The 18,545-nt window shown below is 67.2% G+C and carries 17 protein-coding genes and 1 pseudogene; 4 read left to right on the top strand and 14 right to left on the bottom strand.

All coding sequences use genetic code 11. The features are described from left to right. The first annotated feature begins 118 nt into the window (after positions 1-118). Complete coding sequence (locus AC5RUU_RS10755; RefSeq protein WP_493975187.1) at positions 119-1,240, top strand: FUSC family protein; 1,122 nt, start codon at positions 119-121, stop codon at positions 1,238-1,240. Here AC5RUU_RS10755 and AC5RUU_RS10750 read toward each other — a convergent pair. The 5 genes from AC5RUU_RS10750 to AC5RUU_RS10730 are packed head-to-tail and all read right to left on the bottom strand — an operon-like array spanning position 1,208 to position 7,456. Next, positions 1,208-1,981 (bottom strand): SDR family NAD(P)-dependent oxidoreductase, encoded by a 774-nt coding sequence (locus AC5RUU_RS10750; RefSeq protein ID WP_493975186.1) that lies wholly within the window; start codon positions 1,979-1,981, stop codon positions 1,208-1,210. The genes AC5RUU_RS10755 and AC5RUU_RS10750 overlap by 33 nt on opposite strands. 39 nt (positions 1,982-2,020) lie before the next feature. Continuing rightward, positions 2,021-3,823, bottom strand: a complete 1,803-nt coding sequence (locus AC5RUU_RS10745) for an IucA/IucC family protein (protein ID WP_493975222.1) — start codon at positions 3,821-3,823, stop codon at positions 2,021-2,023. Between the two features lie 59 nt (positions 3,824-3,882). After that, positions 3,883-4,470 carry a GNAT family N-acetyltransferase gene (locus tag AC5RUU_RS10740; protein ID WP_493975185.1) on the bottom strand — a complete coding sequence of 196 codons (588 nt, stop codon included), beginning with the start codon at positions 4,468-4,470 and terminating at the stop codon, positions 3,883-3,885. After that, positions 4,467-5,858: a lysine N(6)-hydroxylase/L-ornithine N(5)-oxygenase family protein gene (locus AC5RUU_RS10735; protein WP_493975184.1), complete on the bottom strand. Its 1,392-nt coding sequence runs from the start codon at positions 5,856-5,858 to the stop codon at positions 4,467-4,469. The genes AC5RUU_RS10740 and AC5RUU_RS10735 overlap by 4 nt, the downstream gene beginning before the upstream one ends. Then, complete coding sequence (locus AC5RUU_RS10730; protein ID WP_493975221.1) at positions 5,855-7,456, bottom strand: pyridoxal phosphate-dependent decarboxylase family protein; 1,602 nt, start codon at positions 7,454-7,456, stop codon at positions 5,855-5,857. The genes AC5RUU_RS10735 and AC5RUU_RS10730 overlap by 4 nt, the downstream gene beginning before the upstream one ends. Positions 7,457-7,773: 317 nt before the next feature. Here AC5RUU_RS10730 and AC5RUU_RS10725 point away from each other — a divergent pair, with 317 nt between their 5' ends. Then, on the top strand, positions 7,774-8,106 hold the full coding sequence (locus AC5RUU_RS10725) for a hypothetical protein (RefSeq protein ID WP_493975183.1): 333 nt from the start codon (positions 7,774-7,776) through the stop codon (positions 8,104-8,106). A 172-nt stretch (positions 8,107-8,278) separates the two neighbouring features. Then, positions 8,279-8,602, top strand: coding sequence for a hypothetical protein (locus AC5RUU_RS10720; RefSeq protein ID WP_493975182.1), 324 nt, complete (start codon positions 8,279-8,281; stop codon positions 8,600-8,602). 24 nt (positions 8,603-8,626) lie between these two features. Here the strand turns inward: AC5RUU_RS10720 and AC5RUU_RS10715 are convergent, their stop codons facing one another. From AC5RUU_RS10715 to AC5RUU_RS10680, 8 genes and pseudogenes are all read right to left on the bottom strand, one after another. Then, positions 8,627-9,589 carry an NAD(P)/FAD-dependent oxidoreductase gene (locus tag AC5RUU_RS10715; protein ID WP_493975181.1) on the bottom strand — a complete coding sequence of 321 codons (963 nt, stop codon included), beginning with the start codon at positions 9,587-9,589 and terminating at the stop codon, positions 8,627-8,629. A 104-nt stretch (positions 9,590-9,693) separates the two neighbouring features. Beyond that, complete coding sequence (locus tag AC5RUU_RS10710; protein ID WP_493975180.1) at positions 9,694-10,023, bottom strand: GNAT family N-acetyltransferase; 330 nt, start codon at positions 10,021-10,023, stop codon at positions 9,694-9,696. Then, positions 9,992-11,311, bottom strand: coding sequence for an acyltransferase family protein (locus AC5RUU_RS10705; protein WP_493975179.1), 1,320 nt, complete (start codon positions 11,309-11,311; stop codon positions 9,992-9,994). The genes AC5RUU_RS10710 and AC5RUU_RS10705 overlap by 32 nt, the downstream gene beginning before the upstream one ends. 107 nt (positions 11,312-11,418) lie before the next feature. Then, positions 11,419-11,694, bottom strand: a pseudogene (locus AC5RUU_RS10700) (DUF1304 family protein); the annotation flags it as partial. 12 nt (positions 11,695-11,706) lie between these two features. After that, entirely contained in the window at positions 11,707-12,558 is an 852-nt protein-coding gene (locus tag AC5RUU_RS10695; protein ID WP_493975178.1) for a class II fructose-bisphosphate aldolase, read from the bottom strand. Then, entirely contained in the window at positions 12,558-13,976 is a 1,419-nt protein-coding gene (locus AC5RUU_RS10690; RefSeq protein WP_493975177.1) for a GntP family transporter, read from the bottom strand. Before AC5RUU_RS10690 ends, AC5RUU_RS10695 begins: the two co-directional genes overlap by 1 nt. A gap of 105 nt (positions 13,977-14,081) precedes the next feature. Continuing rightward, positions 14,082-14,981 carry an NAD(P)-dependent oxidoreductase gene (locus AC5RUU_RS10685; RefSeq protein ID WP_493975176.1) on the bottom strand — a complete coding sequence of 300 codons (900 nt, stop codon included), beginning with the start codon at positions 14,979-14,981 and terminating at the stop codon, positions 14,082-14,084. An 80-nt stretch (positions 14,982-15,061) separates the two neighbouring features. After that, positions 15,062-16,603, bottom strand: coding sequence for a four-carbon acid sugar kinase family protein (locus tag AC5RUU_RS10680; RefSeq protein ID WP_493975175.1), 1,542 nt, complete (start codon positions 16,601-16,603; stop codon positions 15,062-15,064). 171 nt (positions 16,604-16,774) lie between these two features. Between AC5RUU_RS10680 and AC5RUU_RS10675 the strand changes: the two genes are divergently transcribed. After that, the gene (locus tag AC5RUU_RS10675; RefSeq protein ID WP_493975174.1) at positions 16,775-17,479 is read left to right on the top strand and encodes a FadR/GntR family transcriptional regulator; all 705 of its coding nucleotides are present in this window, start codon (positions 16,775-16,777) and stop codon (positions 17,477-17,479) included. Between the two features lie 33 nt (positions 17,480-17,512). Here AC5RUU_RS10675 and AC5RUU_RS10670 read toward each other — a convergent pair whose 3' ends face one another. Continuing rightward, positions 17,513-18,529: a LacI family DNA-binding transcriptional regulator gene (locus AC5RUU_RS10670; RefSeq protein ID WP_493975173.1), complete on the bottom strand. Its 1,017-nt coding sequence runs from the start codon at positions 18,527-18,529 to the stop codon at positions 17,513-17,515. Positions 18,530-18,545: the final 16 nt, after the last annotated feature.

The raw sequence follows: 18,545 nt of genomic DNA, 5'->3' as shown, positions 1-18,545 counted from the left end.
GGGACATGGATGTCCTTGTGTGACCTTCTGCTGCCGGAGGATATGACTGCCTGGCCACGGCCCGGAAACAATTGAGGGGATCCAGCCGGACCCCGGCAAAAGACAGGCAGGGATGGACATGAGGCGCGTAATGGAACAGGTGCGCGCACTCCACCGGCTGGAACCTGCCAACAATGACCACCTCGCCGCCCTGCGGGTGGCAGCCAGCGTCGCAATCCCTTCGCTGCTCCTCCTGGCCGCGGGCCGGACGGACCTCATCATCTATGCCGTGTTCGGGGCACTGACCGGCATGTACGGCCGCGCCGAACCGCACCAGCTGCGGCTCCGGCATCAGGCCCAGGCCGCCCTGGTGCTCCTGGGCGGAGTAACAGTGGGCGTTGTCCTGTCCATCAACCACCTGCACTCGTGGTGGCTGGTGGCGGTCGAAGCCGCGCTGGCCGGAATGGGGTCCATCTACTCGGACCGGGTGCGGCTCAAACCCAACGGCCCGTTCTTCGGCATCCTGGCCCTGGGCGCCTGCGCGTCCGTTCCCACGGTGGTCCCCTGGTACGCCGCGCTGCTGATCGCGGCGGGCTCCGCCGCCTTTTCCATGGCCATCGGCTTCAGCGGCTGGATGCGGTGCCGTACCTGGGAGCGCGGTGCCGTGCGGAACCGCCAGTCCCCGCCAACGCACCGGGAGATACTGATCCACGCGGCGCGGTACGTGCTGGCAGTGGGGGCGGCGGGAACAGTCGGTGTCCTCAGCGGCAGCGGCCACCCGCACTGGGCCATGGCGGCGGCTGCGGTACCGCTGGCCGGCGCCGACCTCCCCAGCAGCGTCCGCCGCGGCATCCACCGCATCGTGGGGACGTTCGTTGGGTTGGCGGTCACTGCCGTCGTAATTCTCCCGGGACCCTGGACCCTGGCCGGACTGTTCCCCGGGCAGCAGGCCGTGCTGCTGGCGCTCCTGGTGATCCTGTTCCAGTTCACCACCGAGCTGTTCATGACCCGCCATTACGGCCTGGCCATGGTGTCCTTCACGCCCGTCATCCTGCTGATGACGCAACTCGCGGCCCCCACCGACCCCGCCCTCCTGATACTGGAGCGCGGCGTGGAAACGCTGGTGGGTGCCCTCGTGGGAATCCTGGTGGTGGTTGCCGTGCGCCGAACCGGAACGCGGACTTTCGCCGGGCTGCTTGGGCTCGGGCCGATTTTCCGGTTCCCTGCCCTATTTCGGCCTTCGCGGAGGACCCGCCACTAGCTTCGCCGGCGCAACCCGCGCCACCGCGGCCACCAGTTTGTACCGTTTGGACGGGATGGACACTGCCCGGCCGCGTTCGTTGTCCGCCAGGCCTTCGCGCACCACACGCTCCGCGTGCAGCCAGGCCCAGGAGGGGGCCACCGACTTGTCCATTCCCATCCGGTCGTGGAATTCGGTATGCGTGAAGCCGGGGCAGACGGCGGTGACTTTGATGCCCTGCTTTCGGTAGGCGAGGTTGGCCCAGCGGCTGAAGCTCACCAGCCACGCCTTCGCCGCCGAGTAGGTGCCGCGGGGCAGGAACGCGGCGATGCTGGCCACGTTGATGATCCTGCCGGCACGGCGTTCCAGCATGCCCTTGAGCGCCGCATGCGTGAGCACCATGGCCGTTTCGCCGTGCAGTTTCAGGTGCTTTTTCTCCTCGGAAATGCGGTTGTCCTCGAAGTTGTGCAGCAGCCCGATCCCGGCGTTGTTCACCAGGATGCCCACCGGCCGTTGCGGATCGGACAGGCGTCCGACGACGGCGGCCACCCCGGCATCGTCCGTCAGGTCGGCGGGAAGCACCTCAGCCGTGATCCCGTAGCGCCGTTCCAGGCCCGCCGCCGTTTCTTCGAGGCGGGCCCGGTTCCGCGCCACCAGCACCAGGTTGGCGCCCTGGGCGGCGAGCTGGCGTGCGAACTCGGCGCCCAGGCCCGCGCTGGCCCCGGTAATAAGTGCAGTTGTTCCGGAGGAGTTTGGCGTCATCCTGCAAGCCTAGCCATCCGCCGGTGTCTTTCCCGGGTCTTACCGGCCGGCGAACCTGGCCAGCGGGTTGGCCAGGCGTCCGGCCATCTGCAGCCCGCCGGACGGGTCCGCCAGGTCCAGCATCTGCTGGTTGTTGCGAAGCTGGAGCCGGTTCAGGCAGGAAAGCTCAAAGTCCGCCGCGAAGAGGTCATGCCGGGCGAACTGGTCCGCCAGGTCCGGATGCTGCTCCTGGTAGTCCTTGACAGCGGCGGCCGTGGTCCGCCAGAACTCTTCCTGGCCCAGGGTCCCGTCCTCCTCCAGCAGCGCTGCCAGGAAGCGGAAGATGCAGTCGAAGATGTCCGTAAAGATGGCCAGCACCTTTTCGCCGTCCGGGATGGCGGCCTTGATCCGGGACACCTCCTCCGGAAGATCCAGCCGGTCCCCCATCACCACGATTTCCTCGGCGATGTCTTTCATGATGGCCCGCACCGGCACCCCGTCCTGGAGGACGAGGATGACGTTTTCGCCGTGCGGCATGAACGCCAGCTCGTACTGGTACAAACAGTGCACCAGCGGAACCAGGTACGCCTCGAAGTAGCGGCGCAGCCAGTCGGCTGGAGCCAGCCCGGAGCGTTCGATCAATGCGGACACCATCGGTTTGCCCTGCGCATCAACGTGCAGGAGCGAGGCCATGGTGGCCAGCTGCTGCCCGTCCCGGAGCAGGGGCAGAGGGCTCTCACGCCAGAGTGCCGACAGCATCTTCCGGTAGGGCGACCCGTTGGCTGAGCCTGCCTCGTAGTACCCGTTGTGGTAACCGAGGGCGGCGATCTCGCCGATCATGGTGAAGCCGCGCTGCTGCAGGGCCGGGTCCGCCTCAATCAGGTTACGCAGCCAGTCGTTGATGGCGGGCGTGGCCTTCATATACTGCGGTGACAGCCCGCGCATGAAGCCCATGTTCAGCACCGACATGGCGGTCTTGACGTAGTTCCGGGCCGGCGCGCTGCTGTTGAAGAAAGTCCGGATGGACTGCTGCGCCTGGTACTGGTCCCTTCCCGCCCCCAGGTAGACGATGCGCTGCCGGGCAATTTCGGCCGCGAACGTCACGGTGAGCTTGTTTTCCCACTGCCACGGGTGGACTGGCATGAAGAAGTACTGGGCCGGGTCCAGGCCCAGCAACTGCAGCCCGTTGCTGAAATCCAGCGCCAGCGGGCCGAGCTCGGCGTCCAGGTGGGCCCGGTAGTCCAGCCCGGCACTCGAGGTGAAGACCGCGTGGGTGCGCTGCACGGCAATCCACTCCAGCTGCACCGCGGCGCCGGTTTCGGGGGCGAAGGCGTGGTAGTCGCTAATGCCAAAGCCCAGCCGGCCGTTGTTGGCCACAAAGCAGGGGTGGCCCTCGGTCATGCTGCGTTCGATGGCCTGGAAGTCGGCGGCAACGTCCCGCCCGCCCGTCACGCCGGCCGCGAGTTCCGCGGCGGACGGCTGGCCGGCCCACTGCTTGTAGGCATGGCTGGCCAGGGTGCTGCTGATTTCCTCCAGGTAGACCGGCAGCATTTGGATGTTGATGCCCAGGGCCTGGTGGAACACGGTGATGAATTCCAGCACGTCCAGCGGCGCTTCGGTGCCGTGCCGGAAGTACCGGATGGAACCGGCGTCGATTGACCAGTGCTCCAGCTCCAGCATTCGGGCGTTGAACCGGTACTCGTGGCCGCCGTCGACGCTGCGCACGCGGTAGCTGCCGTTTTCTCCATCCACGTGTTGGGGCGTGAGGATCCGTTCGTGGGAGAACTCGGCGAGCGCCTTGCGGAGCAGGTGCCGGTTTGCCCTGTCCCAGCGCTCCCCGGCCAGGTGCGGAGCAGCGTTCATGGCAGCGGCGGTGGCGGGGTTCCCGCGACGGGCAGGTGCGAAGGTATCCAAGTGGACTGTCACAGTGAGGCTCCCTGCAGGGTGGTACGGGCGGACGGTAGCGCCGTGCGGGCGGACGGTAGCGCCGTGCGGGCGGCCAGGTAGTCGGCGCGGGTACAAAAGCTCAGCAGCGCCTCCTTGTCCGGAAGGGCGGCTATCCCGGCGGGCTGGAATCCCAGCCGTTCATTGAGGGCATGGATTTTGGTGTTCCGCGCATCCGGTTCCACCACCACGCGCTCCACCTCCGGGCGGGCAAACAGCCGGCCGAGGACGGCGTCCATCACCGCGGTGGTGTAGCCGGGTTCGGGGCTTACCGACGGCGGGGCCACCAGCAGGTGCATGCCAACGTCGCCGGGCTGCACGGCATAAACGGCCGCCAGGGGCGACGACGCCGGAAGGTACTCCTCTACCAGGAAGGCGGGAACGCCGCCGTCGAGCCCCAACAGGGCGTGGTGGTGGCCGCTCGACTGGATCTTCGCGTACTCCTCTGCCACGTCCGCCACGCTGGCGGACAGCATTCCCCAGAACGAGGCGTACGGCCGGGTCACCCAGCTGTGCAGGAGCGGTGCGTCGGCGTGCGCGTCAAGGCAGCGGAACGTGAACCTCATGCCGGCACCTCAGCATCAACGCCCTGCATTGTGGCCGCGGCCGCCGGCGGTGCCGGGACCGCCGGGGAGCCGAACTGCTGGAACGCGATGCTGCGCTCCACTGGGTACACCTCGCGGCCGGTGATTTCCCGCAGGATGCAGGAATTGCGGTAGGCGCCCATGCCCAGGTCCGGAGTGACGAACCCGTGCGTGTGGAGTTCGGCGTTCTGGACGAAGATCTCGCCGGGAACCACGCCTGTGCTGTAGTTGCGGTCCACGGCGAACCGGCCGGAGCCGTCGCGGGCGATCCGGTCCTGGACGCCGGCGAGGAATGCCGGCTCCCGGTAGCCGTAGCCGGTGGCGAACACTACCGCTTCACTGTCCAGCGTGTAGGAGGTGCCCTGTTCGTCATGGCGCAAGTGCAGGATGTGCGTACCGGCGGCCGGGTCCCACTGCGCAGCGGCAAGGGTTGAGTGGGTCAGCAGCTGCGTGTCCACCATGCCGGAGAGGCTCTTGGTGTAAAGCAGGTCGTAGATGGCGTCGACCAGGTCGGAGTTGATCCCCTTGTAGAGGTTTTTCTGCGTCTTGTTGAGGTGGTCCCGGCGCTCCTGCGGGAGCCCGTGGAAGTAGTCAACGTACTCGGGCGAGGTCATCTCCAGTGTCAGCTTGGTGTACTCCAGCGGGAAGAACCGGCCGGAGCGGGTCACCCAGTTCAGCTGGTACCCGTGGACGTCGGCTTCCTGCAGGAGCTCGTAATAGATTTCCGCGGCGCTCTGGCCGCTGCCCAGGACGGTGATGCTGCGCTGCTGCTGGAGCTCGGCCTTCCGGGCCAGGTAGTCGGCGTTGTGGAAGGCCACTCCCCCGCGCCCGGCCGCAGCCGCGGCGACGATGCCCGCACCGGCGTCCGGCACGTACGGGGAGGTGCCGGTACCCAGCACCAGGCGCCGGGCGAATAGCACCTCCGGCCCTTCCGGACCTGACACGGACAGGCGGTACACGCCGCCGTCGTACGTCGTATCAAGCACAGCCGTGCCAAAACGGACCGAGGCCAGTTGCCCTGCCACCCACTGGCAGTACTGGTTGTACTCGGCGCGCAGGGGATAGAAGTTTTCGCGGATGTAGAAGCGGTACAGCCGGCCCGTCTGCTTCAGGAAGTTCAGGAACGAATAGGGCGACGTGGGGTCGGCCAGGGTGACCAGGTCGGCCATGAACGGGACCTGGAGGTGGGCGGGTTCCAGCATCATCCCGGGGTGCCAGTCGAAGGACCCGCGCTGTTCCAGGAAGATGCCGTCCACCCCCTCCACGGGCTCGGTGAGTGCGGCGAGGCCCAGGTTGAAGGGGCCGACGCCGATGGCGGCGAAGTCGTGGATCCTGCGGTTGCCTGCCTTTTGGTTATCAGGGGTGCTCATGCGGATACCTCGCTCTGCAGCAGTCCGGCGCCGGTCGTGCGGAGAAGGCCGATGATGTCGGCGATGTCCTCGAGCGTTGCCTCGGCGTTGAGCAGGGTGAATTTCAGGTAGTGCCGGCCGCCCACCCGGGTGCCGGCAACCACGGCCTGGCCGGACGCGAAGACGGCTGCCCGGATGGCGGGATTGATGGTGTCAGCGGTGTCCTCGGACAGGCGTCCGCCGTCTGCCAGGACAGGCCGGTAGCGGAAAACCAGGGTGCTGAGCTGGGGTGCAGCGGCCAGCTCGAAGTCGTCGTCGGCTTCGAGCAGCGAACCCACCCGGGCGGCCAGGTCGATGGCCTCGTCGAACAATGCCCCGATGGCGTCAGCTCCCATGATCCGCAGGGTGAGCCACAGCTTGAGCGCATCAAACCGCCGGGTGGTCTGGAGGCTCTTGTCCACCTGGTTGGGGATGTCGGCCAGGGCTGCGCTCTCCGGATTAAGGTAGTCCGCGTAGTAGGTGATGTGGCGCAGCATGGCGGACTCGCGAACCAGCAGCGCGCTGGAACTGACCGGCTGGAAGAAGGTCTTGTGGAAGTCGACGGTGACAGAATCCGCAAGACGGGTGCCGTCCAGCAGGTGGCGGTACCGTCCGGAGACCATCAGGCCGCCGCCGTACGCGGCATCGACGTGGAACCAGGCGCCGTAGGCGCTGGCAAGGGCGGCGAGCTCTGCGAGCGGATCCACCGCACCGAAGTCCGTGGTCCCGGCGGTGGCCACCACCGCCATCGCGGTCAGGCCGGCGTCGTGAGCCTCCGCCATCGCTTCGGCGAGGGCTGTGGGGTCCATTCGATGGTCGGCGGTGCAGGGGATACTGATGACGGCGTCGAAGCCGAGACCCAGCATGGACGCGGACTTCTGGATGCTGAAGTGGCTGTCCGCCGACGTGAAGATCCGCAGGGTGTCCAGCAGCGCCGGAAGCCGCAGGCCGCTGCGGGCGGGATCCTGGCGGAGGCCGGCCACGGCGTGGTTCCGAGCGATGAGAAGGGCCTGGAGGTTGGACTGGCTGCCCCCGGAGGTGAAGATGCCGTCCGCGCTGGCGCCAAGGTTGAGCCGTTCTGCCGCCCAGTCGATGAGGCGGCGTTCGATCATGGTGGCGCCGGCGCTCTGGTCCCAGGTGTCCAGTGAGGAGTTCACGGCGGACAGGATGGCCTCGCCCACCAGGGCGGGAATCACCACCGGGCAGTTGAGGTGGGCGGCGTATTTGGCGTCGTGGAAGTAGATGGCGTCCCGGAGGTACACGGATTCGAGTTCCTGCAGCGCCGCGGCCGTGTCCGGCAGCGGGGAGTCCAGGTCAACGGCGCCCACGCGCGCCTTCATCTCTGAAGGCCCGACGCCGGTAAACGGCGTGGTGGTGCGTTCCAGTTTGGTGGCCACGGCGTTGACGCCCTGCAGGACCTGCGCAACGTAGCGCGGCGAGTTCCGGGCGTTGAAGAGGTGGTTGGTTGCCCCCAGGGCGAGTTCCACCCGGGAGCCGAAGTCCTGTCCCGGCGGCTCAGGTTTCGTGCGTACACCGCTGGCACGGCGGTCATCCACGGGTAACTCGTCAAGGCGGGGCATCAGCGACACTCGTCTTCCTTCGGTCAGGAGATTGGGAATACAGAAGGTAAGCCTTACTTAGGCAACCCTTTTAATCAAACTTTTGTGCTCTATTTCTCCCGCCCCTCGGAATTACGAGGCTTAACCTGCTCTCCACAGCGTCATTGACTGGCGGAGTTGCCCTGCGCTGCTGCAGAATGTCCCACCGCGATTGCACCGCCGGCACAGGCGGCGGACTTCGGCAAGCACAGGAGCGCCACCCGAGCGCGAGCCCGCACGGGCGGCTAGGGTGGGCGTACCGCCGGCTGTTCGGCCGGGCAGGGCCACAAGGGGGAGATATGGAAAAGCAGGTAAGCGCAGTGGGATTCCGGGAAGTGGACCAGGACGGCAATTCCGTACCGGAGGACGCGGGGCAAGACCCTTCCGGGGAAAGCGCTCCGGGTACGGCAAATCCCTTCATCGTTGCCCTCTGGCTGCTGGCGGCCCTGCTGGTCGGCGGTGGCTTCGCGGCCATCTTCCTTGCGGCAGCGAACACAATGCCGGTCAACGGCCAGATGCCGGTTTCCTACCTGGTCCTGACGTTCGCGCCCTACCTGATCGTGACCGGAGTAGCGGCCGCCGTGGGGCTGCTGTTCTGGCACGCGTACCACTGGCAGCGCCGGCGCGCATAACGTGCTCCAGCCCCCGCTGCAAGCCTCCGCGACCAGCGGTTCCGGGGATGGCCCGATTTGGAACCTCATTAGTAAGCATGCTTTGCTTGTGGGGTAAATGAACCTCCGCAAGCAGTTCGCGGCGGGGCAGCCAGCGCCGGCAGCCTCGTGAAGAAGCCCAAGGATGAACAAAATGGCCACCGCTACCGTAGACCAGTTGACGGCGTTGGGGGAACGCATCCCGGGAGAGATTGCTCCCTTGGAACCCGCTCCGCCAGTGGATCTGGGACTGATGGCCACCCTGAACTCGCGCATGCATTGCCGCATGCCCATGCAGCGCGTCGATCCGGCGGAACTTCCCGTCCGTCAGCCCGTCTACGTGGACGGCACCGGGGTTGTCCCCATCCCCACCGCAGCCGTCCCCGGGAGCGTGGTGACGTACCGCTGTGCCTGCGGCTTCACCATCGACGACCCCGGCCTCAGCGCAACAGTAAGCGGGCAGGCCCTCGCCAGCTAGGTGCTGACGCCCATTGCCCCAGGGTCAGGAAGGGGCGTGAGCGCGGGCCGCTTCGACGGCCTGCCGCGTATCTGCCAGCACCAGGTCCGCATTGATGGCCGAAGCGGCCCGCAGCCCGGCAGCCGCCGCCGTCATCACCTGCGCTGAAACGTCCGTGGCGTTACCTGCAGCCCACACGCCGGGGCACGAGGTCAGCCCGGAGTCGTCCGCCTGCAGCCAACTGCCCTCCCCTTCTTCCAAGGCGCTGGGTTCCAAGCCAAGGCGCTGGAGCATGTTGGCCTTGCTGACGGTTGCCGGGCTGACGGCCAGCGCGTCAAGCGGCAGGACCCTTCCGTCGTCGAGAGCGAGCCCGGCCAGCTTGTCATCGCAGACTTCCAGTCCGAGGACTCTGCCATCAACAACTCTGACGGATCGGGCCTGTAACTGTTCCTTCTCCTCAGGGCTGAGCGTGACCGCACCGTTCAGGAAGAGGGTGACGTCCTGGCTCCATTGCCGGAAGGTCAGCGCCTCGGGGACAGAATTGGAGTCCGCCGCCAGGATGCCAATCCGCTGATCCCGGATTTCCCAGCCGTGGCAGTAGGGGCAATACAGGACATCCCGTCCCCACCGTTCGGCCAGTCCTGGAAGCACTGGCAACTCATCGGTGATTCCGGAGGCGATCAGGAGCCGGCGGGCAGTGAGGGTTGAGCCGTCCTTGAGCGAGAGGACAAAATTTCCGCCCTCACGGCGTGCCGACGCTACGAACCCCCGCCGGGCGGTCCCGCCGAACCGTGCCAATTCTTCCCGGCCCGCAGACACCAGGTCCTGCGGGCTCATGCCTTCGCGGCTCAGGAAACCGTGCACCCCGGATGCCCTCAGGTTCCGCTGTTCACCGGCGTCGATCACAACCACGGACCGCAAGGCCCTGGCGAGGGCAACCCCGGCGCTCAACCCGGCCGGTCCCCCGCCAATGACTGCAACATCGAACAATGCTTCCGGATGAGCCATGGTGTCCTTCCGCCCTGCTTCACGCCTCTGCTACCGGTCCCGTACCCGGTGCAGTGGAAGCGTAACGGCGTGGGCGGAGGGCACTTCAGGATGGAGCCCTGCGGCTACGCCTCCGGCCAGTCAACGAACTGTTCGTACCCCTCGTGCTGGCGCAGGTAGCCGGAGATGAACGGGCAGTGCGGAATGATGCGTTTGCCGGTGGCCACGACGTCGTCCAGGGCAAAGTGGGCCAGCACCTTGCCCAGGCCACGGCCCTCGAAGTCCTGGCTGGTTTCGGTGTGGGTGAAGTCGATGTGGCCGGGCAGGTCCCGGAAAAACGACTGGACGGCCAGTTTGCCGCCCACCAGCAGTTCGTACCGGTGCTGCGCATCGTTGCGCCGCAGGGTGACGTCGGGAGTGAACCTATCCTCGGTGGACATCGTGTTCTCGGTCATGGTTCGACACTGGCACTACTTCATCCCGCTGGCAATGCCAGAGCAGCAGCATTAGGGCAGCGGCGAAGCAGGACGCCCCGGCTCCCAGCAGTCCCAGCGTCACGCCGCCGAGTGCCGCGGCCGCCACCGGAAGGAAGACCACGACGACGGCGCCCGCCACCCTGGCGGGCCGGCAGCGGGTGCCGGGGACCGTCGTCGGGCGTTCCTCCAGGCGGCCAAAGGCCGCCACGGCGGCCAGCAGCAGGAGGACCAGCGCAACGAGCACCAGCGGCCGCGCCCACCACCACTCCGCGGTGCCCGACGCCGGTTTGGGGAACGGGGTGAGCAGGAGCAGGCCGGACATCCCCACGAGCAGGGGAAGGTGCCACAGGTACACGGTCAGCGAGCGGCTTCCTGCCACCCGCATCACCGTATCGACCCACCGCACCGAACACACCGGGACCAGCGCGGGCCGTGCCAGCTCCAGCAGGGCCGCTTGAGCGATGCCGAGTAGGAGCAGGCACAGGTTGGGCGGGTTGAGGTTCACCAGCATGTTGCCCGGATACAGCCCCAGGCCCGTCACGGTGCCCAGAACCAGGTGTGCGCCCAGGGCAATGGCCAGCAGCCCGGACCGTGAAACTTTGGACCAGTATCCGTCGGCCAGCAGGAAACCCACCTGCTGCACCGCGCACCAAAGAAACACCAGGTTGATGTGCGCCAACCCCGGCAGCGCCCCCCGGAGACAGTCAACGGCCACCACCAGGGCAATCAGCACGGCAAAGGTGGGCCAGGCTGCGCGGGCGTGCAGGGCGGCCAACAGCGGAATGTTCAGCTGCGCCGCAAGGTATGCCGCCAGGAACCACAGGGGCATCCCGGCGCCGGCCGCCATGAGCTGGACCACCTGCGGATGCACACCCAGCACCGCGGCCATTCCCAGGCCCATGAACATCACAGCCAACAGGGCGCAGGCCGGGCGGACCAGGCGCAGGAGCCTCGACCGGACAAATGCGGACGCCGTTCCACCGCGCGCTTTCAGCCGCCGCCACGACTGCAGTCCGGTCGCGCCGCCGGTGACGAAAAACAGCGGCATGACCATGAAGATCCAGATGACGGGAACGAACCAGCCTTGCTCGGCGAGGGTGTTCTGGGTAGTAACGGTCCCGTCGGGATGAAGGACGGGGCTGACCATCATGCAGTGGGCCACCACCACCAGGGCCAGGCAGATGAAGCGCACCAGGTCGATGACGGCGTCGCGGCCCACCGCCGCAACCGGCCGCGGTTTTCTCTCCTGCCCGTCGGCACCGCCCACCGCGGACCCTACGGCATCCTGGCACTGGTCACAGCACCATTCTGCTCCCGTTGCCTGTGGTGTAGAAGGGGCGGATGGGCAAGCCGGGCACGGCCAGGTTGGCGCGGCTAGGTCGCCAGTTCGACGAGGCCGAGGACGACGGCGAGGAACGGCGTGGTCCCCTGGGTCATGGCGGGCCGGAGGTACTTTTTCCCGGTCAGCGCGAGGACAATGGCAGCCAGCGCCATGGACCCGCAGCAGCTGAATATCAGCGTCCAGCCCACCACGGACTGCGCGGAGCCCTCGGACCCCAGCGCGACGCAGGCTATGCCAATCAAAGTGCCCATCGCCAGGAACAGGTTGTAAAAGCCTTGGTTGAAGGCAAGCGGTTTGGTGGTCTCGGCGAGTGGTTGCTGCTAGCGGCTGAGTGTGGCCAGTGTTCCGGTGGCGAAGTCCTTGGCCGTCCCGTTCCAGTGGCCCAGCAATGACTGCAGGTTTTCGCCGTCGGCACGGTGCCCCGGCAGCTCCGCCTGCAGCGTGGCCAGCACGCCGGTGCGAAGCTCGGTGTTGAAGTTGACCTTGCCCACGTTCATGGACGCCGCCTTCACCAGCTCTTCCGCCGGAATGCCCGACGCACCGTGCAGGACCAGCGGGATGTGCGTCCTGACGGCGATGTCCTGCAGGACGTCCCAGCGCAGCTGCGGCTCGCCCTTGTACTTGCCGTGGATGTTGCCCACCGCTACAGCCAGCAGCTGGGCCCCCGTGCGGGACACGAAGTCCTCCACCTGTCCGGAGTCGGTGAGGCCCGCCACTGAGGCGCCGGATTCGCCGGCACCGAAGGCGCGGTCCTCGTCGCCGGCGAGGCCGCCAAGTTCCGCCTCAAGGACGACGTCGGCGCCCAGCAAGGCGCGGGCGGCGACCACCAGCGCGATGTTGTCCTTGTAAGGAAGGGATGAACCGTCGGCGAGGACGCAATCCGCCCCGGCCGTGACGGCGTCGGACATCACTTTCAAGTCCGTGGCGTGGTCAAGCTGCACGGCGACGGGCACGGACGCGGCGTCCGCCAGGCCGCGCAGCGCAGAGATCAACCGGAGGCCGTTGGAGGTGGCTGCGGTCTTGGGCGCCACCAGCAGGATGACGCCGCGGCCGGAATCCTCCGCTGCGCCCACCACCGCCAGGGCGGTGGTGAAGTCGTAGCAGGTGAACGCGGGGACGGCCGAACCCTGCTGCAGGGCTGACGTGACCAGCTGGTCCAGACGGGTGCGCATCAGACGCCCAGGCCTCCCACCAGGATCCAGGCGACGAAGGTCAGAGCGAAGCCGGCCAGGCCCAGGATGGTGGTCAGGACGGTCCAGGTGCGCAGGCCGTCAGCCACCGAGAGCCCCAGGTACCGGGTCACGATCCAGAATCCGGAGTCGTTGACGTGGCTGAGGCCGAAGGCGCCGAAGCCGATCGCGATGAGGATGAGTGCAGTTTGGATGGGCGAGAAGCCGCCGTCGGCCACTGACGCCGCCAGCAGGCCAGAGGTGGTGATGATTGCCACGGTGGCGGAGCCCTGGGAAGCGCGCAGGATGGCCGCGAGGATGAAGGCCATCAGGATGACCGGCAGGCCCGCGGTCTGCAGCCCATCAGCGAGGGCCTTGCCGATCCCGGAGACGGTGAGGACCTTGCCGAAGACACCGCCGGCCCCGGTCACCAGGATGACGATGGCGGTGGGGGCCAGCGCCGAATCCATCACTTCGCCGGTGTGCTGGGAAGACCAGCCGCGGCGGATGCCCAGGAAGTAGTAGGCCAGGCCCAGGGCAGTCAGCAGGGCGATAAGCGGGGCGCCGACGAATGCAGCCAGTTGGGCGGGGAAGGATTCCTTGGGCAGGATGACGGCGCCCACGGTGCCCACCATAATCATGAGGATGGGCAGGACGATCAGGGTAATGATCATGGCAGGGCTGGGGGCCGTCCTGACCTGGTTCTTGACAGCGACGGCAGAGGTCCCGTGCGCGGCTTCCTGCTCAACCTGGGAGTTTCCGGTTCCGAACAGGCGGAACTGCTCTGCGGTGGCCGGAAGCATGGCGAAGTCGCGCTTGTTCAACTTTCGGGCAACAAAGTAGCCCAGGACACCCACCGGGATACACATCACCAGGCCGATGATGGTGGTCCAGCCGATGTCCGCGCCGAGGATGCCGGCGCCGCCCACCACGCCGGGATGCGGCGGAACAACTACGTGGATGGCCAGCATGATGGCACCAACGGGCAGGCCGATCTTGACCGGGTTGACGCCGGCGGCCTTGGCGAAGCCGTAGATGATGGGGATCAGGATGATGAATCCGACGTCGAAGAAGACGGGGATGGCCAGCAGGAATGCGGCAGCGGTCAGGGCTGCGATGACCCTGCGGGGACCAAGCAACTGGGTGAACTTTCCGGCCAGCGACTGCGCGCCGCCGGAAATTTCGATCATCTTGCCCAGCATGGCGCCGAGGCCCACCAGGATTGCCACCGAACCGAGCGTTCCGCCCATGCCTTCGGTCACGGTCTTGATGACATCCGGCAGCGGAATGCCTGCCACCAGCGCTACGGAGACGCTGACCACAAGCAGGGCGAGGAAGGCGGGGATTTTGAACTTGATAACGGCCACGAGGAGCAGGGCGACGCCCGCCACTGCTATGGCCAGAAGAGCTAATGCGCTCATCGTGTGTCTCCTTTGACATCGCTAGCTAAGGCTAGCGAGCTGGGCGGGTACGACGACAGCGGTGGAGGCACCGCCGTCGTCGTACGTTTTGAGGGGAAGTGCTTGCTACTTGGTGCGCTTTGCGGGGGCTACTACCTTGATGACGGCTGAGTCATCGGCGGCCGCGAGGCCCTGGGCCTGGCCCAGCAGGTAGAGCTGCTCGGCGGCCGCGGCAACCGGGGCCGCGAGTCCGGCGGCGCGGGTGGCTTTGCCCACGATGCCCATGTCCTTGACGAAGATGTCCAGGCGGCTCAACACCTCGGCGCCCTCCTCGGTGTAGGCCTCGAGGATGCGGGGGCCGCGGTTGGACAGCATGAAGGACCCGGCCGCGCCGGCTTCCAAGGCGGCGAGGGTCTTGGCCTGGTCCAGGCCCAGGGCGTCGGCGAGGGCCATGGCTTCGGCGGCGGCGGCGATGTGGACGCCGCAGAGGAGCTGGTTGACGGTCTTGAGGGCCTGGCCGTCACCGGGCTTGTCGCCCACCACGGTGAGGGTGGAAGCAAGCAGTTCCAGGGCGGGTGCGGCCTTTTGGCGGGCTTCGGGGGACGCGCCGACGACGATCAGCAGGTCGCCTTCGCCGGCACGCTTGGGGCCGCCGGACAGCGGCGCATCCACGAGTTCCACGCCGTATTCGGCCAGCTTCTCCACGGTGCCTTGGATGGCATCGGTTCCCACGGTGCTGCCGAGGATGACCACGGCGCCCGGCTCCAGCACGGAGGCCACGCCGTTCCCGCCGAAGAGGACGTCGTTGAGCTGCTCACCGTTGCGGACGGCCAGCAGGACGGCGTTGGCGCCTTTCGCGGCTTCGCGGGCAGTGGCGAACGTGGCGATGCCGGCTTCTTCGGCAAGCTTCAGCCGGGGTTCGGCGATGTCGAAGCCTTGGACGGTCAGCTGGGAGGCGAGCCGGGTGGCCATGGGCAGGCCCATGGCGCCAAGGCCCAGGACGGTGACGGTGTAGTTGCTGGTCATGATGTTCTCCTTTGAGGTGGCCGGGCCCACGCCGGCGAGGGCCCCCGCCCGAGCTTGCGAGGGTTGGGAGCCGGTGGGGACTAGAAGGTGTTGCTGAGTTTGCGGGTGACGTCGGCGAGGGACTGGTCGTTGCCCACGTTGCCGGCGAAGACGATGTACGGGATGCCCTTGGCGGGGCCGTCCACCGGTTCCCACAGGCTCACGATCCCGGGGAGCATGGGTCCGCGGACGATTGCGTGGCGGATCTCCAGGCCGTGGGCGGCGACGTCCGAGGACGTGATGCCGCCCTTGGCGATGACGAACCGCGGCGGGAAGGTCTTCAGCGTCCGGTTGACCACTGCCACGACGGCGGCGGACACCGTGCGGGCGATCCGCAGGCTTTCGGCGGGGTCGTCTGCCTTGATCAGCAGGCGGCTGGTGTGGACGATGACGTCACCCCCCTGCAAGGCTTCAACCACCGTCGTCACGATCTGGTCCAGGTGGGCGGCGGCCCCTGCCTCGTTGCCCAGGAGCTTTTCGACGTCGATCTCGACGATGCGGGCGGCGCTGTGCTGTTCGGTCAGCGCCTTGAGCTGGCGGGTGGTGACCCCCACGTGCGAGCCGACCACGATCAGGCCGCCGGCCTTGGACGGGGTGTTGCCGGCGTAGGCTTCGGCCGCGGTGAGCTCGGTGCGGATTTCCTGGCCGATCCGGGCACGGCCAAAAGGCGGGCCCACCCGGTAGAGGAGCTTCTTGCCCCTGCGCTCCGCTTCTTCCAGGCCAAGGGCCAGGGCCCGGAGGTCGTTCTCCGAGACAACGTCGGCCACGATCGGCGTGCTGTTGGTGGCGGCTTCCATGGCGTCCGCGATGGCCCTGGCTGAAATGGCCGGGTCCCCGGTTGCGGCGCCCGCCCGGATGATGTTGAGGTCCAGGACGATCACGGAGTCCGCTGCGAACCGGCCCTGCGACTTTTCTTCCACGTACTTGGCCAGGACGGACGTAGTGAAGCCGAAGGTGGCGTCCTTGGCGAACTCGGTCCCGGATACGGGGATCAACGTACCCGCGGACCCGCCGGTGCCGCGCATGTAGTGGACACCACCGATGGTGACCCGGCCGGCGTCGGGGAAGGCCGGCACCAGGACCACACCGTCGGTACTCTCACCGCTCACGTCAGCAACGGTGGCGGCGATGACGTCAGGTTCAAGCGGGTAGTGGCCGCGGAGGGTGGAGTCGCTGCGGCTGACGAATCCCACCCGCAGGTTGGAGTTAACAGTGGCACCGGCACTGGCGTTGGACGAACCAGCAGCGGCGAGGGCGTTCCGGACCACTTCCTCGTTGCGGGCGGCTGCCTCGGCGGGGTCCAGGCTGCGGGTGTTGGTCAGGACGTAAACAGCAGGCTCGGCTGCGCTCTGGGCGATATGCGCGAAGGCCCACCTGAAGTCCTCCACCTCCCAGCTGGTGAGTACGGGCAGGTCCGCCACGGACTGCGTTCCGGTGGGGTCGTCGTCGAGCACTACAAGCACCCGGGGAGCCTGCGCGTTGGACGCGGCCACCGTACCTGCAACGAGGCTGGCGGGAATCTGCAATTCCACGGGATAGGCGGCGAGAAGGTCTGCTTCAAGCAATGCAGTCTCAAGCGTCACAGTGCACTCCGTTGTGTAGTAATCCGGGCGGCGGATCGTCTTATTGGTATAGCTGTAAGATGTCTGACATCTTGCATTTCAGTGTCAGTGTGGCACACCACATAACCAGGCGCAAGTAGACTTGTCGGACATATCCGCCGGGCACATGCAACGGCAGGGATCGGGGGCAGGATGGCAAGGAAGTCGCTGGTCGGCGTCGTGGCTGACGAGCTGCTGGACCGTATTATCGAGGGTGAATTCCCGCCCGGGGCCACGGTTCCCGGCGAGCATGAACTTAGCGCGCGGCACGAAGTCAGCCGAATGACTGTGCGCGAAGCCATGAAGACCCTCCAGGCCCAGCACATCCTCAGCGTGGAACGCGGCCGGGGCACCTTTGTCAACCCGCTGAGCCGCTGGACTTCGCTGGAAGCCGTCCTGCGGGCAGCGTCCGAGGGCAAGAACGAAGCTGAAGCGTCCGTCCAGCTCATCGAGCTCCGCCGCATGCTCGAAACCGGCGCGTGCGAACTGGCGGCCGGGCGCATTTCAGAAGCTGAGACCGAATCGCTCTTTGCCTACGTCTCAGCGATGAAGGCCGCCCACGGCATCAATGACGTCGACGCTTTCGTCGAGGCCGACCTCGCGTTCCATGACGTGATCCTGCGCGCCTCCGGAAATGTCTTTGTGTCCGTGCTGTTCGAGCCGCTGCACCGGGTCCTGGAGAAGCGCCGGGCGGAAACGTCGGCCGTGCCGGAAATCCAGGTGCACGCCATCGGGCACCACCGGAACATCGCTGAGGCACTGCAATCCCGTGACGCCGTGCAGGCACGCCAGGCCATGGACGCGCATATGCAGCAGACGCTGGACGACCTGAAGAGCCTGGTCCTGGGCAGCAAGTAACCGGGCGCCCGGGGTCAGGCCGGCACTCGGGGTTTAGCGGGCGGGCGGGGCCGTGGTTCCACGGACCACCAGCTCGGTGGCCACCTCGAGGGCAGTAGGCGCCAGGGCGCCCTGCTGATCCTGCTGTTCCGCCAGCATGCCCACCGCCATGGAGGCCAGCTGCGCCAGCGGCTGCCGGACCGTGGTGAGGGGCGGCGACGTCAGCGCAGCCTGGGCGATGTCATCGAAACCCACAATGCTGAGGTCCTCCGGTACGTGGAGGGAGCGCTGCCCCGCCGCGTTCATCACGCCCAGGGCCTGCAGGTCACTGCCGGTGAAAATCGCGGTAGGCGGCTCGGGCAGGTCCAGCAGGTCCGCGCCAAGCCGCATCCCGGACTCGATGCTGAAGTCGCCGTCCCGAACCAGCTCCGGCAGGACCGGCAGGCCCGCCTCATGCAGCCCCGCGGCATAGGCGGCGTACCGGGCGCGGCCGTGTCCGGGACTGTGCTTCCGGCCCGTGATGATGCCTATCCGCCGGTGGCCAAGTGCCAAGAGATGCCCGACGGCGGTGAGCGCCCCGGAGAAAGACGCCGGGCTGACGCTGGGGATCGCCAGGTCTTCGGTGCCTTCCGGGTCGATGGCGACGGCCGGGATTTTGAGCGTCCGCAAGGTGCCCACCAGCCGGGACCCCTTCCGGGGAGCCAGCAGCAGCACGCCGTCCAGCCGGTTTACGGACGGTTCGCGCAGCTTCCGCCAGCGCTCGGCGGTTGCGTGCTCTGCGCGGGCGTAAGCCACCGCGTAGCCCAGCCGGTCGGCCGCCGCTTCAACGCCGGCCATGGTTTCCAGGATCCAGGGCGAATCAAAGTTGTTTACCACCAGCTGCAGAATGCCAGGCTGGGCTGCAGGCGTGTTGCGTTTGGAGTAATCCAGTTCCTCCAGCGCCTGCTGCACCTTGGCCCGCGTGGCCTCTGAGACATGGGTGCGGCCGTTGAGCACCTTGGACACCGTAGGCACCGAGACTCCGGCGGCCGCCGCGACGTCGGCAATCTTGGGACGCGGGGTGGCGGTCAACGGTACAGTCCTTGGG

The sequence above is a fragment of the Arthrobacter sp. K4-10C genome, from assembly GCF_059090085.1.
The sequence above is the reverse complement of the archived record's forward strand: the minus strand, read 5'-3'. Positions and strand labels throughout refer to the sequence as shown.

What these genes read in the sequence shown, in the direction of transcription:
- AC5RUU_RS10755 (WP_493975187.1), top strand. Translation starts at nt 119, where the DNA reads ATGAGGCGCGTAATGGAACAGGTGCGCGCACTCCACCGGCTGGAACCT.
- AC5RUU_RS10750 (WP_493975186.1), bottom strand. Translation starts at nt 1,981, where the DNA reads ATGACGCCAAACTCCTCCGGAACAACTGCACTTATTACCGGGGCCAGC.
- AC5RUU_RS10745 (WP_493975222.1), bottom strand. Translation starts at nt 3,823, where the DNA reads ATGAACGCTGCTCCGCACCTGGCCGGGGAGCGCTGGGACAGGGCAAAC.
- AC5RUU_RS10740 (WP_493975185.1), bottom strand. Translation starts at nt 4,470, where the DNA reads ATGAGGTTCACGTTCCGCTGCCTTGACGCGCACGCCGACGCACCGCTC.
- AC5RUU_RS10735 (WP_493975184.1), bottom strand. Translation starts at nt 5,858, where the DNA reads ATGAGCACCCCTGATAACCAAAAGGCAGGCAACCGCAGGATCCACGAC.
- AC5RUU_RS10730 (WP_493975221.1), bottom strand. Translation starts at nt 7,456, where the DNA reads ATGCCCCGCCTTGACGAGTTACCCGTGGATGACCGCCGTGCCAGCGGT.
- AC5RUU_RS10725 (WP_493975183.1), top strand. Translation starts at nt 7,774, where the DNA reads ATGGAAAAGCAGGTAAGCGCAGTGGGATTCCGGGAAGTGGACCAGGAC.
- AC5RUU_RS10720 (WP_493975182.1), top strand. Translation starts at nt 8,279, where the DNA reads ATGGCCACCGCTACCGTAGACCAGTTGACGGCGTTGGGGGAACGCATC.
- AC5RUU_RS10715 (WP_493975181.1), bottom strand. Translation starts at nt 9,589, where the DNA reads ATGGCTCATCCGGAAGCATTGTTCGATGTTGCAGTCATTGGCGGGGGA.
- AC5RUU_RS10710 (WP_493975180.1), bottom strand. Translation starts at nt 10,023, where the DNA reads ATGACCGAGAACACGATGTCCACCGAGGATAGGTTCACTCCCGACGTC.
- AC5RUU_RS10695 (WP_493975178.1), bottom strand. Translation starts at nt 12,558, where the DNA reads ATGCGCACCCGTCTGGACCAGCTGGTCACGTCAGCCCTGCAGCAGGGT.
- AC5RUU_RS10690 (WP_493975177.1), bottom strand. Translation starts at nt 13,976, where the DNA reads ATGAGCGCATTAGCTCTTCTGGCCATAGCAGTGGCGGGCGTCGCCCTG.
- AC5RUU_RS10685 (WP_493975176.1), bottom strand. Translation starts at nt 14,981, where the DNA reads ATGACCAGCAACTACACCGTCACCGTCCTGGGCCTTGGCGCCATGGGC.
- AC5RUU_RS10675 (WP_493975174.1), top strand. Translation starts at nt 16,775, where the DNA reads ATGGCAAGGAAGTCGCTGGTCGGCGTCGTGGCTGACGAGCTGCTGGAC.